Source organism: Shewanella sp. QJM3NY_23, from assembly GCF_056173105.1.
This window is the reverse complement of the sequence record NZ_CM149657.1, coordinates 2,713,765-2,729,245: the sequence shown is the minus strand read 5'-3', so window position 1 is coordinate 2,729,245 and position 15,481 is coordinate 2,713,765. Positions and strand designations below refer to the sequence as shown.

The 15,481-nt window shown below is 46.7% G+C and carries 14 protein-coding genes; 12 read left to right on the top strand and 2 right to left on the bottom strand.

All coding sequences use genetic code 11. The annotated features are described in order from the left end of the window. Nucleotides 1–24: 24 nt before the first annotated feature. Nucleotides 25–1,428: an RsmB/NOP family class I SAM-dependent RNA methyltransferase gene (locus tag AC0VXX_RS12120; RefSeq protein ID WP_475514452.1), complete on the bottom strand. Its 1,404-nt coding sequence runs from the start codon at nt 1,426–1,428 to the stop codon at nt 25–27. Between the two features lie 892 nt (nt 1,429–2,320). Between AC0VXX_RS12120 and betI the strand changes: the two genes are divergently transcribed. The 11 genes from betI to AC0VXX_RS12065 all read left to right on the top strand — a co-directional run bounded on the left by betI (nt 2,321) and on the right by AC0VXX_RS12065 (nt 13,023). Further along, entirely contained in the window at nt 2,321–2,926 is a 606-nt protein-coding gene (gene betI, locus AC0VXX_RS12115) for a transcriptional regulator BetI (RefSeq protein ID WP_475514451.1), read from the top strand. After that, the gene (gene betB / locus AC0VXX_RS12110) at nt 2,917–4,380 is read left to right on the top strand and encodes a betaine-aldehyde dehydrogenase (protein WP_475514450.1); all 1,464 of its coding nucleotides are present in this window, start codon (nt 2,917–2,919) and stop codon (nt 4,378–4,380) included. The genes betI and betB overlap by 10 nt, the downstream gene beginning before the upstream one ends. Before the next feature lie 9 nt (nt 4,381–4,389). Then, nucleotides 4,390–6,087 carry a choline dehydrogenase gene (gene betA, locus AC0VXX_RS12105; RefSeq protein ID WP_475514449.1) on the top strand — a complete coding sequence of 566 codons (1,698 nt, stop codon included), beginning with the start codon at nt 4,390–4,392 and terminating at the stop codon, nt 6,085–6,087. A gap of 225 nt (nt 6,088–6,312) precedes the next feature. After that, complete coding sequence (locus AC0VXX_RS12100) at nt 6,313–7,530, top strand: BCCT family transporter (protein WP_475514447.1); 1,218 nt, start codon at nt 6,313–6,315, stop codon at nt 7,528–7,530. Between the two features lie 57 nt (nt 7,531–7,587). Continuing rightward, a complete protein-coding gene (locus AC0VXX_RS12095; RefSeq protein ID WP_475514446.1) occupies nt 7,588–8,319 on the top strand; it encodes a TorF family putative porin in 732 nt (243 codons plus the stop codon). Between the two features lie 274 nt (nt 8,320–8,593). Further along, entirely contained in the window at nt 8,594–9,070 is a 477-nt protein-coding gene (locus tag AC0VXX_RS12090) for a MarR family winged helix-turn-helix transcriptional regulator (protein ID WP_475514445.1), read from the top strand. Between the two features lie 407 nt (nt 9,071–9,477). After that, a complete protein-coding gene (locus AC0VXX_RS12085; protein WP_475517014.1) occupies nt 9,478–10,332 on the top strand; it encodes a patatin-like phospholipase family protein in 855 nt (284 codons plus the stop codon). 214 nt (nt 10,333–10,546) lie between these two features. After that, nucleotides 10,547–10,948, top strand: coding sequence for a carboxymuconolactone decarboxylase family protein (locus tag AC0VXX_RS12080; RefSeq protein ID WP_475514444.1), 402 nt, complete (start codon nt 10,547–10,549; stop codon nt 10,946–10,948). Between the two features lie 263 nt (nt 10,949–11,211). Then, complete coding sequence (locus AC0VXX_RS12075; protein ID WP_475514443.1) at nt 11,212–11,634, top strand: VOC family protein; 423 nt, start codon at nt 11,212–11,214, stop codon at nt 11,632–11,634. 97 nt (nt 11,635–11,731) lie between these two features. Further along, entirely contained in the window at nt 11,732–12,127 is a 396-nt protein-coding gene (locus AC0VXX_RS12070) for a DUF3465 domain-containing protein (protein ID WP_475514442.1), read from the top strand. Nucleotides 12,128–12,222: 95 nt separating this feature from the next. Further along, nucleotides 12,223–13,023, top strand: coding sequence for a PhzF family phenazine biosynthesis protein (locus AC0VXX_RS12065; RefSeq protein ID WP_475514441.1), 801 nt, complete (start codon nt 12,223–12,225; stop codon nt 13,021–13,023). A gap of 531 nt (nt 13,024–13,554) precedes the next feature. Here AC0VXX_RS12065 and AC0VXX_RS12060 read toward each other — a convergent pair. Beyond that, entirely contained in the window at nt 13,555–13,890 is a 336-nt protein-coding gene (locus tag AC0VXX_RS12060) for a winged helix-turn-helix transcriptional regulator (protein WP_475514440.1), read from the bottom strand. Between the two features lie 161 nt (nt 13,891–14,051). On the opposite strand from AC0VXX_RS12060, the gene AC0VXX_RS12055 reads away from it, so the two are divergent. Beyond that, nucleotides 14,052–15,383: an aldehyde dehydrogenase family protein gene (locus AC0VXX_RS12055; protein ID WP_475514439.1), complete on the top strand. Its 1,332-nt coding sequence runs from the start codon at nt 14,052–14,054 to the stop codon at nt 15,381–15,383. Nucleotides 15,384–15,481 lie beyond the last annotated feature (98 nt).

The following is a 15,481-nucleotide window of genomic DNA, read 5'->3' as shown; positions in this document are numbered from 1 at the left end:
TGTGACTGGCCCTGTAAGGCGGCGTTAACGCTTAATCATCTTCGCGACAAACATGCCGTCGCTATCGGCTTGATAGGGTAATACGGTTAACATCGATTGCTGCTCACCGGTAAATGGATGGCACTGCTGTTGTAATGTAAAGTTAGGGTTGCTGGCGAGGAACGCCTCAACCACAGCTTCATTTTCGGTGGGGCTAATGGAGCAGGTGGCGTACACTAGTACTCCGCCAGTGCGCACCGCCTTGGCTGAGCGCTGTAAAATATCTAACTGTAAAGCGGGTTTGTCGCTAATGGCGCTTGCATCATCGAGCCAGCGCATATCAGGGTTGCGTCGCCAAGTCCCAGTGCAACTGCAGGGAGCGTCAACCAGTACACCATCGAACTGATCGCTCGCGACAGGCAAAGCATCAGTTTTCCATGGCGATACACTGATCTGGTTAAAATGGGCCCGTTTTACGCGTTTAGCCAGTTCTTCTAATGGCTTACGGCGAATATCTGAAGCTATGATACTGCCTTTACTGTGGCTGTCTTGCTGTAACATTAAAGAGCGTAGTTGCAGCGTTTTACCGCCGGCGCCACTGCAGGCGTCCCACCAGTTATCATCGGGGCGCGGCGCGCAGATATGCCCAATCACTTGCGAGCCTAAGTCTTGGATCTCCAGTTGTCCCTCATTGTAGAGCTTAAGGCTATTTAGGTTGATGCTCTTATGGCCAAGGTTGATGGCATCACCGAAGTAGTCACTCATTTTGGCTTCGATACCGCTAGTATTTAGTGAGGAGAGTGCATCTTCACTATTAATACCTTGCAGGCGGCCCCAAATGGGGGGGCGAGAGCAGAGCGCTTCAATCAAGGCATATTGCTCATCAGCACTGCTTGTTGGGTAGTGTTGCCAATACCAAGTTGGGACTAATTGAGTGAAAGCAAACTCATGCTGTGGAAAGCACGTTTGCAGCAGTTGTTGCTTGGCCGCTAGGCGGGTGAGATCGCCAGCATCGTTAAGGGGCGCGAGTGCTGGGTTTGCCGCAAAGGTTTGCCAAGCATCGCTAAATTCCTGCCAAGGGTGGCCTTCAATTTTGGCGGTTAATGCTAAAGAGGCAAACCAAGCTTTAGGCGCTGTGCAAAGAGTTGCCAGTTGACTTAACCAACCATGCCAACGAAAGAGTCCAAATAGGCTCTCGCGGATCACGCGTCTATCTTTAGAGCCATGCTTCTTATTGATACGAAAATATTCAGCCACAATACGATCGGCAGGTTGCTTGCTCTGCATCACTTGTTCAAAGAGCTGGTGGATTGTGATGCTGTAGCTCAGGGCGCGTTTTTGTGCCGATGTATCGGCATTGATACCATGATGCAACCCTAAAGTTGGGGAAGTATCGGTTGCCTTTTGAGCTTGAGAAGAGGTTAACGAAGAAGGTGTGGTATCGGCCATGAATATTTGCCCAGCGCTGGTAGGTGTTAAGAGCGGCAAGTTTAACAGAAGTGGCCGATTTTGGTATCTCTTGGCTAGAGATTGACGCATTTTTACTGCTTTGTTGCAGCGGTTCTCGAGTGATCCAAAAGCGTGCCTTGATGATAATCGTGCTTAAAATAAGGTGGCTCTCTAGCGCAACTTGATTGCTATAGGGCATGGCTTACTATCAGAACTCACACACTTACTTGTGTGAACTTTTTGAGGGCAAACAGTCGTTGTGGCGGTTAATGACAAGTGGCCTGAATCATGAGGCGATTTACCTATGATGATTGCGTTTGAGCGGGCCTAGGCCTATAGGAGTAGAGGCACTTTCCCCCAACCAATAGCTTATCGCTCAGCTAACGGCTTATATCTCAGCTAATGGCTTATATCTCAGCTAACGGCTTATCGCTCAGCTGATGGCCTATGTTAAGTGCTTTGCGACTCAATTGAAGCTACTCATAGATGCGACTAATAAAGGGTTTCGATAAAAACAGTCTTGATGACAAGTGCTCACTTGCTAGCCGAACATTTTTCGGTAACCGTGTTTTTGTTTAAGTCATCAGATAACAGTTACGGTTGAAACTAAGTTTTCCGTTAATGTTAAACCTTAGAAGTTGCAACTATGACTGATTTTTAATGGGTTTTTATTAAATTATTTTACGTCTATTAAATTTTAATTTCCCTCTCTAAATTTATCAATATAAAACAAGGTATTACAGACTCACCTCTACCTATCATACTTGGCGTTAAATTCTGTGATTGATGTCGCAAATATTAAGTTGCTGTTGATAGTTACATCTCTAACTATTATGATTACGTTGATTGAACGTTCAATTAACTAATTTTTAACGCGGAGATATCAGCTTTTATGCCTAGACCAGCGATGAAAACAGTGAGACAGCAGCAGCTAATTGACGCCACATTAATCTCTGTTGAGCGTTACGGTTTACACCACACCACCATCAACACCATTAGTGGTTTAGCAGGTATGTCGTCTGGGATCATCAGCCACTATTTTGGCGGCAAACAAGGGTTGATAGAAGCCACACTTAAATATTTGCTCGACGAACTTAAACAGGCGTTATTAAGCCGCACAGCGGGGAAAATGCTGACGCCCATTGAGCGGTTGTCCATGATTGTCGAAGCCAATTTCACCGAATTACAACGTTCAAATGCTGCCACCAAAACCTGGTTGAGCTTCTGGTCCCAAGCGATGCACGATCCGGGATTAGCAAGGCTTCAACACATCAACTGCCAACGCTTGTATAGCAACCTTCTGTTTTCTTTTAAGCCCCTTATGGGCAAGTCGGCAGCTATTGCCGCAGCCAAACAGACCGCAGCAATGATCGATGGGTTTTGGTTACGCAGTGCCTTAAGTGCGTCGCCTGAACAAGAGTTCGAGCAGGCGCAATATTTATGCAAAGCCTTTATCGAGGCGGCGATCGTGCAGCACGGAGAAAATAGATGTCACTAGTTGTTTATCAAAATTATGTTCATGGTCAGCCCCTGTCCAATGGAACCGGTGAAACCTTTGAGGTGATCAACCCTGCCACAGGTGAAGTCAGTTATCTGGTTGAAGTGGCTAATGAACAGGTCCAACGCGCAGCCATTGAAAGTGCTAAAACTGGTTTCCAGCAATGGTCATCGATGACCGCCATGGAGCGTAGTCGTATTTTATTAAAAGCCGTGGCCTTGCTGCGCGAACACAATGATCAACTCGCAGTAATAGAAGTTGAAGATACTGGTAAACCTTGGCAAGAAGCTTCCGTGGTCGATGTAGTCACTGGCGCCGATGCCATTGAGTTTTTTGCAGGCCTTGCCCCGAGTATTGAAGGTAATCAACAATCCATTGGCGATGATTTTTACTATACCCGCCGCGAACCATTAGGGATCTGCGCGGGAATTGGCGCTTGGAACTACCCACTGCAAATCGCCTGTTGGAAAGCTGCGCCTGCGCTAGCGTGTGGCAATGTGATGGTGTTTAAACCGTCAGAAGAAACCCCACGCGGCGCCCTTAAGCTAGCTGAAATCTTCACACAAGCCGGTGTACCCGATGGAGTGTTTAATGTGGTGCAGGGCGATGGTCGAGTCGGCGCTTGGTTAACCCATGATCGCGATATTGCTAAAGTCTCTTTTACCGGCGAAGTGGGCACTGGCACTAAGGTGATGGCGGCGGCTGCTAGCACACTAAAAGAGGTCACCATGGAGCTTGGCGGTAAATCGCCGTTGATCATTTTTGATGATGCGGATGTCGATAATGCCGTATCGGCAGCTATGCTGGCGAATTTTTACACTCAAGGTGAGATCTGCACCAATGGCACTCGGGTGTTTGTACAGCAAGGGATTTATCCTCAATTTATCGAAAAACTGCTCGAGCGTACTCAACATAATATCGTTTGTGGCGATCCTATGGATGAGGCCACTAACTTTGGCGCGCTGATCTCTAAAGCCCATCAACAGAAAGTGCTCGACTATATTGCCCTAGGCCAAGCAGAGGGCGCAACGCTATTAACCGGTGGTCATGCCATTAAGCCCGACAATGCCCCTAACGGTTACTTTGTGGCTCCGACCATTTTTACCGATTGCCGTGATGAGATGACCATAGTTAAAGAGGAGATCTTTGGCCCTGTGATGTCGGTATTAACCTTCGATGATGAGCAAGAAGTCGTGTCGCGTGCTAACGATACCCACCTAGGATTAGCCGCTGGCGTATTTACCCAAGATATTACTCGTGCCCATCGTGTTATCCATCAGATGCAAGCCGGTATTTGCTGGATAAATGCTTATGGCGCCTCACCATCAGAAATGCCAGTGGGTGGCTATAAGATGTCAGGCATCGGCCGCGAAAATGGCAGTGAAACCTTAAAGGCCTATACCCAAATCAAGGCGGTATATGTAGGAATGCAACCACTTGAGAGCCCATTTTAAGGAGTCCCCATGAGCCAGATTAATCCTAAAGCAGAATACGATTTTATTATTGTGGGCGCAGGCAGTGCAGGTTGTGTATTGGCTAATCGTCTATCGGCCGACCCCGCTAACAAGGTGTTGTTATTAGAAACAGGCGGTAGCGATAAAAGCATTTTTATTCAGATGCCTACCGCTTTATCTATTCCAATGAATACCAAGAAGTACGCATGGCAGTTTGAAACAGAAGCCGAGCCTTATCTAGACAATCGCCGTATGCATTGCCCACGCGGCAAGGTACTGGGTGGTTCATCGTCAATTAACGGCATGGTGTATGTGCGAGGCCATGCCCGTGACTTTGATGAATGGCAGCAAGAGGGAGCCAAAGGGTGGGATTATGCCCATTGTTTGCCTTACTTTAAAAAAGCTGAAACCTGGGCTTTTGGTGGCGATGAGTACCGCGGTGACAGCGGCCCACTTGGGGTAAACAACGGCAACGAGATGAAAAACCCTCTCTATCAAGCCTTTGTTGATGCGGGTGTTGATGCCGGTTACTTATCGACCGCAGATTACAACGGCGCGCAGCAAGAGGGTTTTGGCCCGATGCACATGACGGTTAAAAATGGGGTACGTTGGTCAACAGCTAATGCCTATTTGCGACCAGCAATGCAGCGCAGTAACTTAACCGTGATCACCCATGCATTAGTACATAAAGTGCTGTTTGAAGGTAAGCGCGCCGTGGGCGTTCGTTACGAGCGTAAAGGCAAGACTCATGATGTGCGCTGTAATCGGGAGGTTGTGCTATCGGCAGGTTCAATTGGTTCGCCGCATATTTTGCAATTATCTGGCATTGGCGCCGCGCAGACGCTCAAGCAAGCGGGTATTGCTCAGGTGCATGAACTGCCGGGCGTGGGGCAAAACCTACAAGATCATTTAGAGTTTTACTTTCAGTTTAAGTGCCTCAAGCCAGTCTCATTGAACGGTAAATTAGATCCGCTCAATAAGCTGTTTATTGGGACGCGCTGGATATTGAATAAGTCAGGTCTCGGTGCGACTAACCATTTTGAGTCTTGCGGCTTTATTCGCTCTAAAGCGGGACTGGAATGGCCCGACTTGCAATACCATTTCTTACCTGCAGCGATGCGTTATGACGGTAAAGAAGCGTTTGCCGGAGACGGTTTTCAGGTGCACATCGGCCATAATAAACCTAAGAGTCGCGGTGCGGTCACTGTGGTATCAGATGATCCTAAGGTGGCGCCGAGCATTCAGTTTAACTACCTGTCACACCCAGATGATATTGAAGGCTTTCGCGCCTGCGTGCGCTTAACTCGAGAGATCATTAATCAGCCTGCCTTAGATGAATATCGCGGCGAAGAGATCCAACCGGGCATGCATATTCAAAGTGACGATCAGATAGACAGCTTTGTGCGTAGCGCGGTGGAAAGTGCCTATCATCCGTCATGTACTTGTAAGATGGGTGAAGATGCCATGGCGGTTGTCGACAGTGACACCAAGGTGCATGGCGTGTCGGGATTAAGGGTGGTCGATTCATCGATTTTCCCCACAATCCCTAACGGTAACTTGAACTCACCGACGATCATGGTAGCCGAGCGCGCTGCCGATATTATCTTAGGCAAACAGCCGCTTGCTCCCATCGATGCCAAGGTGGTATTGGCACCGGGCTGGCAAGATCAACAGCGCCAACGTGCGCCCAAAAGACAGAGTGCTTAACTAAGCACTTTCTAGGCTCACGGCCTACCTAAGTCAATTGACTGAAAGGCCCTGATTGTCAGGTTTAATTTTTAAGTGTTTGTATCAGGGATTTCATATCGTTAGCGCGATATTTAACGCCTGAGGGATAGTTGCAGCCTTTAGAAATTAATCCTTGGCGTTATATAAAACTAAAAAATGAGATAACTCTATGTTTTATCTAATATTGAAGGCAAGGAAATAGCAATGACGACATGGTTAACAATTGGCATTTTATTTACCTTTGCGGCCATCGCTTTGGTGATATACCGCTGGGGAAACATTAAGTGTGTTGGCGTTACGCCAGTGCGTACTTTTACTTTTATTGCGATTTTATTTACCTCTGGTTTGGATGTGGGCTTGATCATGTTCCCGCTGACCGAGTTTGCCGGTTATGCCGATCTGGCCGCTAACCCTGAATATGGCTTTACCAATCCGCTGGCGATTGAGTTTGGCTTTTGGGCATTCCTTATCTGGGCATTCTACTTTTTAACTTGCTTCTATTTCTGTGTGATTGAGCCAAGGGTTAAATTCTTTGAGATCCCAGTGATCAAGTTTATTAATAACTTAGTGATTATTGGCACCTGTGCCTTTACCGCCTATTTATTACTAACCAACTTACCTTGGTATTTACCAGGGCTGGGTGATGGTGAAACCATAGTGAGTAGTTTCTACCTGATTGTGTTTGTGGTGATTGCCGCCGCTGTCTATTCGAGTACCAGCATCCGCTACGTTCGCACCCTTAGCCTTGCCAGCACCTGGATGTTTTTAGGGCTAATTGCACTGATGTGGGTGGGCGCCTTTATGTCGCCAGAGTCAGGTGTTGGCGAATTTGTCACTACCTTTGCGCTGCTTGGCGATTACTTTGGTAACTTGCACCATTTTGTGTTGCCGTTAAACGACTACCACGAATTCTACCTATTTTGGTGGTTTGCCTGGAGCATTATGATTGGTCAGTTTACCTCACGCTTTGTGGGGGGGATGAAAACCTATCAAGTGTTAATCGCCATGATGGTGTTTCCGTCTATCCCCATCGCTATCTGGTTTAGCGTGCTTTATTACTACAGCGCCAATGCCATTGCGACGGCAGGCTTTTACAATCTCGCCATGGTTGCGGTTGGCATCACCTTTGTTATCAACTCATTAGACTCACTAATTCGACTCTACACCGACAACCTTAACCTTACCGTACAGCGTTTGGGTAAGGCGCAATACATCATAGGTAATCTGGTATTGATGTGTGGGTTGACCTTACTGTTTAGCCTAGACTTCTTACAAATTCAGTGGGTTGGTGCGCTAGCCATCGCGCTTATCCTAGGTTGCTTTACTTATATATTGATGACCCATTATCAGAAAGTGGCCGAAATCGAGCGTTCACCGAAAGAGAACAAGATTGATTTTACTAAGATTGAACTTGCCAGTTAATCACTGAGTAAATCGCAACGTTAAACGATAAAAATAATAGGAAAAATGATGAACACCATGATAAAAAATAGAGTAAACCGTCCCATTAATACCGCCATCAAAAATATGGCCATTTTGGGGTTACTGGCTTTGCCTACATCGGCCTTTGCTGGGTTAAGTTCTACCGTTAATCTGGCCTCTGATTATACTTTTAACGGTGTTAGTCAGACCGACAATGGCCCGGCACTGCAAGCCAGCTTAGATTACGATGTCGACAGTGGTTGGTACGTGGGCGCGTGGGCATCAAATGTCGATTTTGGTGCCGGTGACGACACCTGGCTAGAGCTGGATTTTTACGGCGGTAAGTATATTCAGCTAACCGAGCGTGTGTCACTCGATGCGGGTATTGCTTACTATACCTACCATGGCGACTCTTTCTCTGACGATTACCAATATCCGGAAGCTTACACTAAGTTTGGTTACGGCTCATCACTTGGGCAAACTGAGTTAAATTTTTGGTATTCTTGGGATTATTTCGGTCTCGATGCTGGGCATTACATCATGATGGCCGCGCATACCTTTAGCATTGCCGAAGGTCACGATATTCGAGTCAGTCTTGACCGCTCAACGTCACTCGATGAAGACAAATATTTATGGAACGGCAAAGATGCGTATAATCATTATCGCGTCGAATACATGACCAGCTGGAAAGGCTTTGATTTTAACCTCGCCGCTGAAGATACCAGCATGGATACCGACACGAGTGATACCCGCGCGATATTGTCGGTTTCACGTACCTTTGCGTTTTAATCTATAGGGTATGTTTGCTGTGCTAAAGGCGACATTGATAGTTTTCGCTCGGCTAACGCTAACTGAGCGAATAAAAAGTATAGCCAATAAACGGCGGGGGCTAACCTCAGCCTAAAAGCGCAACTGGCGCTTATCATATCGGCTATTTTAGGGCTGATGGTGGCCAGTGAGTATGAAAGCAGAGCAACTGGTTAAGTTGTTCTGCTTTTTTTGACTGTGGCGCATGAGTCTGGGCGTGATTTCTGTTATGGTGCAGCTCAAATGAGAGGGGATTATGGAAAAGTACGAACAACTATTAATTTCACTGCGCCGCGTAATAAGAGCCATCGATATACATTCTCGGCAACTCAGTAAGCAATCGGGGTTAACGGGCCCACAGTTGATGGTGATGCAGAAAATTGCCCAGCTTGAAGTGCCGCTCGCCAAGCAAATTGCTCAAGATGTGGCGCTGAGCCCTGCAACGGTTGCTACCATCATCGAGCGATTAGAAACCCGTGGCTTAGTGACTCGAACCCGCAGTGAAACCGATAAACGTAAATTGCATTTGTCGCTAACCGAATCGGGTAAAACGATTTTGGGTGCGGCGCCTAAACCGTTGCAAGAACACTTTATTAAGCGTTATCAAAATCTTGAAGAGTGGGAGCAGAGTCAACTGTTATCTGCTGTCGAGCGTATCGCCTCGATGATGGATGCCCAAGAGCTCGATGCGGCACCCGTATTGCTAGTGGGGCAGATCCAAGCCGAAGAGTGAAACCTATAATGTGACAGGCCAATGAGTGTAGGTGTTATGTCCACCTTTGGTCTGACTACTTTAACGGGGCGCTTGCTCATTGGTTGATGTTATTTCTCGCTGTTGTGCTCGCCTCGCTTAACTCGCCACCATACTGTTCGCTCTCCTATCCTCACCAGATTAAAATAACCATTTAATAACAATGCATTGCCATGAAATCTATGATGGTGGTGTTTGTTATTTTTAATTTATCTGTGTACTCTCAATGTCGATTTTATAGAAGCAAGCTATTCGGTATATTGCGATAACAGGCTTGTAGTGGCAATGCAGGTGCAGTCTAACTGGTGTTAGTCGCGCATATGATAAATGGGAGTAGGGTGCTTAATTTAAACTCGGTGAACAAGACAACATCGTCTCGCGGCCTAACAATTAGTGACACAGCCTTAGTGCTCGAGGGCGGTGGGCTGCGCGCTATCTATACCGCTGGGGTATTAGACGCCTTTCTCGCTGCCGATGTTCATTTTAAGTATTTGGTTGGGGTCTCCGCTGGGGCGATTTATCCTGCGTCTTACCTGTCGCGTCAGCACGGGCGCAACCTTAAAATTCAGCAACACTATCTTGCCGATAAGCGTTATATGGGATTGAAGTATTTTTTACGTGATGGCAATTATGTTAATACCGATTTTACCTATCGGCGTATGGCCCATGAGCTCTTACCCTATGATTTTGAGGCCTTTCAACACGCTGACGCTGAATTTAAAGTCGGCGCCTTTAATTGCCTAACGGGTGAGACCGCATTTTTTGGTAAGTGTGATTTTGCCGAGCATGACACATTTTTAGAGGTGCTTATTGCCTCGAGTAGTTTGCCGTTTATCTCTTCCCCCACCCTATTAAACAACACTCCCTATTTAGATGGCGGTATTGCAGCGCCTATCCCTTTGGCGCAAGCAAGAGCTGATGGTTACCAACGTCAAGTGGTTATTTTGACCCAAGAGCCAGACTATCGAAAATCAGCCTTTAAATTAAAGTGGTTAGCACAGCGCGTTTACCGTCGTTACCCTAAAGTGGCCGCCGCGATATTAGCCCGTCATCAAGTATACAATGACGCTTTAGCTGACTTGGCCGCCGCACAAGCAGCGGGCAGTGCGCTGGTATTACAGCCACAAACGTCTTTGGGGTTATCGCGTTTAGAGCGTGACGTGTCAAAAGTCGAGGCGGTGTATCATCGCGGCGTATCAGACGGTAAGGCTTTTTTGCCCAAGCTGCTCGATTTTGTGGGTTAACTGGGCGGCGAGTAGGTCAATTAATCTTGCCTAATTAACGCTGCTTTTACCAAGTCTGTATCGTTAGGGCATCATTGGCGTATTTTTGCTGCTTAGTTTGCTTCAGTTTCTGTCTGATAGATTAAAGCAGAACGTATTGTTTTTTAATCACTTGCGGTACTCATTATCAAACAGTATTTTAAAGTATTGTTAATGAATTTTAGGAGTGCAACCGATGGACAAAGATAAGTTTCAGCAAGGGTTAGCGGTAAGGCGAGAAGTGATGGGCGATGCATTTGTCGATAGGGCGCTAAATTCAGCCACAGATTTTACCCAGCCACTGCAAGATCTGGTGACCCGAAATGCGTGGGGAGAAGTGTGGGTGCGAGAGGGGATCTCAAAGCAAACTCGCAGCCTTATTACCATTGCCACTTTGGCAGCATTAAAGGCGCCGACAGAGCTTAAAGGCCATGTAAGAGGCGCGCTGCGAAACGGCTGCACAGTTGCAGAGATCCAAGAGGTGTTACTGCACTCAACTGTCTACTGCGGCATGCCATCGGGTATCGAGGCATTTCGCGCCGCCGCCGATGCCATTGAGGCTTGGCAGACCGAGTGCTCACAAGCGGATATAGAGTAACCTTAGACTGTGGCCATGCTGGCTTTGAGGCGCGTTTTGCCACAAGACTCTTAACCTAAAAATGATTAGCATGGTGGCAAGCGTATAGATAAGGCTGAGCGACACAGCTTAGCCTTAGTTGTCTCAATTTAATGAATACAAACCCACAAAATGGACTCTTTAACCAGTAATCTAGATACATGGAATAAGCATACGGCTATGCATATTAACGTTAGCAGCAACGGCGGCGTTTAATCTAGCCCTATAATCAGTGAGGCGTTATTGTGAAACAAAATATTGTTCATATTGCATTAGTCGTAAAAGACTATGATGAAGCGATCGATTTTTATGTCAATAAGTTAAAGTTTGATCTGGTCGAAGATACCTACCAAGCTGAACAAGATAAACGCTGGGTGGTGGTCGCGCCGCCGGGTTCAACTGGCATGAGTCTACTGCTCGCTAAAGCATCTAAACCTGAGCAAGAGGCCTTTATCGGCAATCAGGCCGGTGGACGCGTTTTTTTATTCCTTAATACCGATGATTTTTGGCGTGACTATCATCACATGGTCTCTGTTGGGGTTAACTTTATTCGAGAGCCTGCAGAGCAAGATTATGGCACAGTCGCTGTGTTTGAAGATCTCTACGGCAACCGCTGGGATCTATTGCAATTAAAGCCAGATCATCCAATGGTATCAAGAACCGCATAACGGTATAACGACAATGGCTCAGATGAGCCTTAAGCATTAGATTGAACTGGTTATCGCGTCTCTTGTGGATAGGCGCCAGGTTCAAGAGAGGGTGAGAATGAAGCGGATATTAACCTGTATTCTATTGAGCTTAAGCCTATTGTCCTTGCCTGTGTGGGCCAATGATGCGCTTTTACAACAGGCTTATGAATCACAACAAAGTCATATTCAGGTGCAAGGCGAGGGCACAGTGATTCGTTTGTTAGCTGATGATAATAAAGGCTCAAGACACCAACGCTTTATTTTACGTCTTGATAATCGACAGAGTATTTTAATTGCACATAATATCGATATCGCCCCCAAGATCCCTAACCTAGCAATTGGCGACTCAGTGCAATTTTATGGCGAATATGCGTGGAATAAAAAAGGCGGCGTCATTCACTGGACGCACCAAGATCCTAAAAACCGTCACCCTCATGGCTGGTTAAAGCACAAAGGGATAAAGTACCAATGAGTGAGCGTTGCTCCTGTGTGCTGTTAAACCGTTACCGGCAACGCGAACATCGCCTCATCAACCATAAGCCTACCATTATCAATTAGGAAGATGCCGTGGAAGTAAATATTTATCAAGTTGACTCGTTCACATCTGAAGTCTTTAAAGGCAATCCAGCAGGGGTATGTATTACAGAGCAGAGTCTCGATAAGAGTACTATGTTGGCCATTTCAGGTGAGATGGCGGTGTCAGAAACGGCATTTTTAGCACTTGATACGATGCAATTACGCTGGTTTACACCAGACGTTGAAGTCAACTTGTGTGGCCATGGAACCTTAGCCGTTGCGCATATACTTAAAGAACAGGGGCGCAATCATGCTGGTGACATCATTGAGTTCAATACGCTATCGGGAGTATTACAAGCAGAGCTGGATAGCGATTGTATTCATCTATTGTTTCCCGCCCCACGGTTAAATATGAGCCGTGACATGGATCCTGCGCTTATTCAGTTATTAGGTATGACCGCAGAGAGTGTTATCGATTCTGGCACTTTTGATACTAAACACATAATCGTGCTCGATAGTGAAGATAGCGTCAAGCGGCTTTCGCCTAATTTCGGCCGTCTAGCAGAGCTTCAAGGTCGTGGTGTGCTTGTCACGGCTAAATCAGACTCCGCAGTTGATTTTATTTCCCGTTACTTTGCGCCTTGGGTGGGGGTTAATGAAGATCCTGTGACGGGATCTGCCCATTGTGCCTTGTGTCTCTATTGGTCAGAAAAGTTGCACAAATCTCGTATGCAGGGGTTTCAGGCCTCTTCGCGAGGTGGCTATGTTGATGTTGAGCTGTTGGCATCAGGTTTGATTAAACTATCAGGTCAGGCGATTACGGTACTGAAAGGACAAATGAAAATCGCATAACATAGCATTCAGCACTAAAGATGAAACACAGGCGTCCAACGCGTGACATTAGGCTAGAACGCGGGCGCCGTTAGATAATGATTTTTACCATGGAAAAGAATTACGTCATTCTTAGGTGCTGAAGTGATTAAGTATCGTCGCACTGTTGAGACTCATATCTCCTCACTCTTTATTATCAAAAGTATCGCAAGGTTTGATATTCAATCGTTATTGGAGTCAAAACCATCAATTAAGTTAATCGAGATAATAGGCTGGCACGATGAGCTTAGGTGATCAATGATGTTAATTATAAAAGTCATCAAAAATAACGCCGAATAAGCGATTGGGTGGCTTAATCTAAGGCGTAGTGATTACATCTGTATTATTGATGTAACCACTAAGCCCAAGGCCCGCACCAAAGACGTCAGTGTCAGAGTGGTCAACACGACACTCAACCTGACGCTAGTTTAGTGGTACAGCTAATGTTACCGCGGCGATATAAACATGCATTGAGCGATGTGATCGCCCAGTGCTGCGCACGGTTAATCTCTGTTAAAGGTTATTCTCTTCGGTCCAATCTTTGAGTTTTTCTAATATCGCTAGTGCAGTGCGGCCAAAGTCGGTGATTTCATAAGTCACAGCAATAGGACGAGTACAGATGATCTCTCTGGTCACCAGCCCTTGGGCTTCTAGTTCTTTAAGGCGTTGATCGACCATTTTTTTACTGGCGCCTGCCAGCATGCGTGACAGTTCATTAAAGCGCACTGGGCCATCTTTTAAATGCCATAAAATGGATGCCTTCCACTTTCCGCCTAAAATCCGCATGCCGCGCTCGATCAGACAAGGTTGTTCACAGCTTGGTGAATTTATTTCTTTATCTTTAGCCATTGTATTTAAACTATTATTTTTAATATTGTCGTTAAAATATGGGTGGTTACTAAAAGTATACTGGTTGCTTTAATTTACCACTCTAGCAAACTATGTCTCAATCACCAAAGATAATGTATCTGGCATGAGCCTAAGTTAATGCCTTTGAAGGAAACCAATTGATGTCTATGCTCACCTCTTACAACCCAATCGATCAACAAGCGCTCGGTGAGGTTGCCATTACCACTCTTGCACAAATGCCTTTGCGAGTTAAACGGGCACAAGCCGCGCAGCGCTCTTGGGGGCAATTATCCTTAAGCGCGCGGCAGCAAAAAGTGGTTCAGGCATATGCCAATCTCACAAAAGTCCAACCATCACTGGCATTATTAATCAGTAAAGAGATGGGTAAAGATCATCGCAGAGCGAGTTATGAAGCCGCAGGCACGGTACAAAATGCCGAGTATTTTTGCCAAGAGATTGCCGCTGCGCTAAAGGCTGAGCCTTTAGGACGCGGCGCCGAGTTGCAATACCGACCTTTAGGCGTGGTTGGGGTGATTTCTCCATGGAATTATCCGCTTGCGATGGCGAACAACTTGTTGCTTCCTGCGCTAATGGCAGGTAACAGCGTGATATTAAAACCATCAGAGGAAACCCCTTTGGTGGCAGACTTATTTGTGAACACGTTAAATGAGGTGTTGCCCGAAGGCCTATTGCAAATTGCCCATGGCGGGGCGGAAACGGGGAAGGCTTTAGTCAATGCCGATATTAATATGGTGGCCTTCACCGGCTCGCTTGCTGCGGGTAAACACATAATGGCGTCAGCGGCATCTTCATTAAAACGCTTAGTCATGGAGCTTGGCGGAAATGATCCATTAATCGTCATGGCAAGCGCGGATATTGATAACGCGGTGCAGTTTGCTGTGGCGAGCTCCTTTGAAAATGCGGGGCAGATGTGTACCTCGACCGAGCGTATCTATGTCGATGCTCGTATTGCTGATGAATTTGAGCAAAAAGTGGTGGCTCTAGCTAGCCGTTATCGCGTGGGAGCTTGGGATCAGGCTAATGTGAACATTGGGCCGATAGTCAACCATAAGCAGCATCAGAGCGTGATGGCACAGCTTATCGATGCTCAAGATAAAGGCGCCCGATTCCTACTCGGTCAGGCGCATTATGAGCCACCATTTATACAGCCAACGGTAGTGGCCGATATCACCGCCGACATGCAATTAGAGCAAGAGGAAACCTTCGGCCCAGTTGTGGCCATTAGCCGCTTCACTGATATATCTCAAGCGATTGAGCGAGCGAATGCCACTCCTTATGGGCTGGGCGCATCTGTGTTTGGCGGTGTTGGCGCCGCGGATGTAGCCGAGCAGCTGCAAGCGGGTATGGTGGGGATTAATCAGGGCGCTGGTGGTGTCGGACCATGGGTTGGGGCTAAACAAAGTGGCTTTGGTTTTCATGGCACGGCTGCTGGGCATCGCCAATTTGCGCAGGTGAGAGTACTCAGCCGATAACGCGGTTGGATAATATAAGCCAATTGTTACTTATCAAATTGATATTAATGATATAGATGAAAATTGTTTGCCAGTGATGCGCCGCTTAATCACCGCAA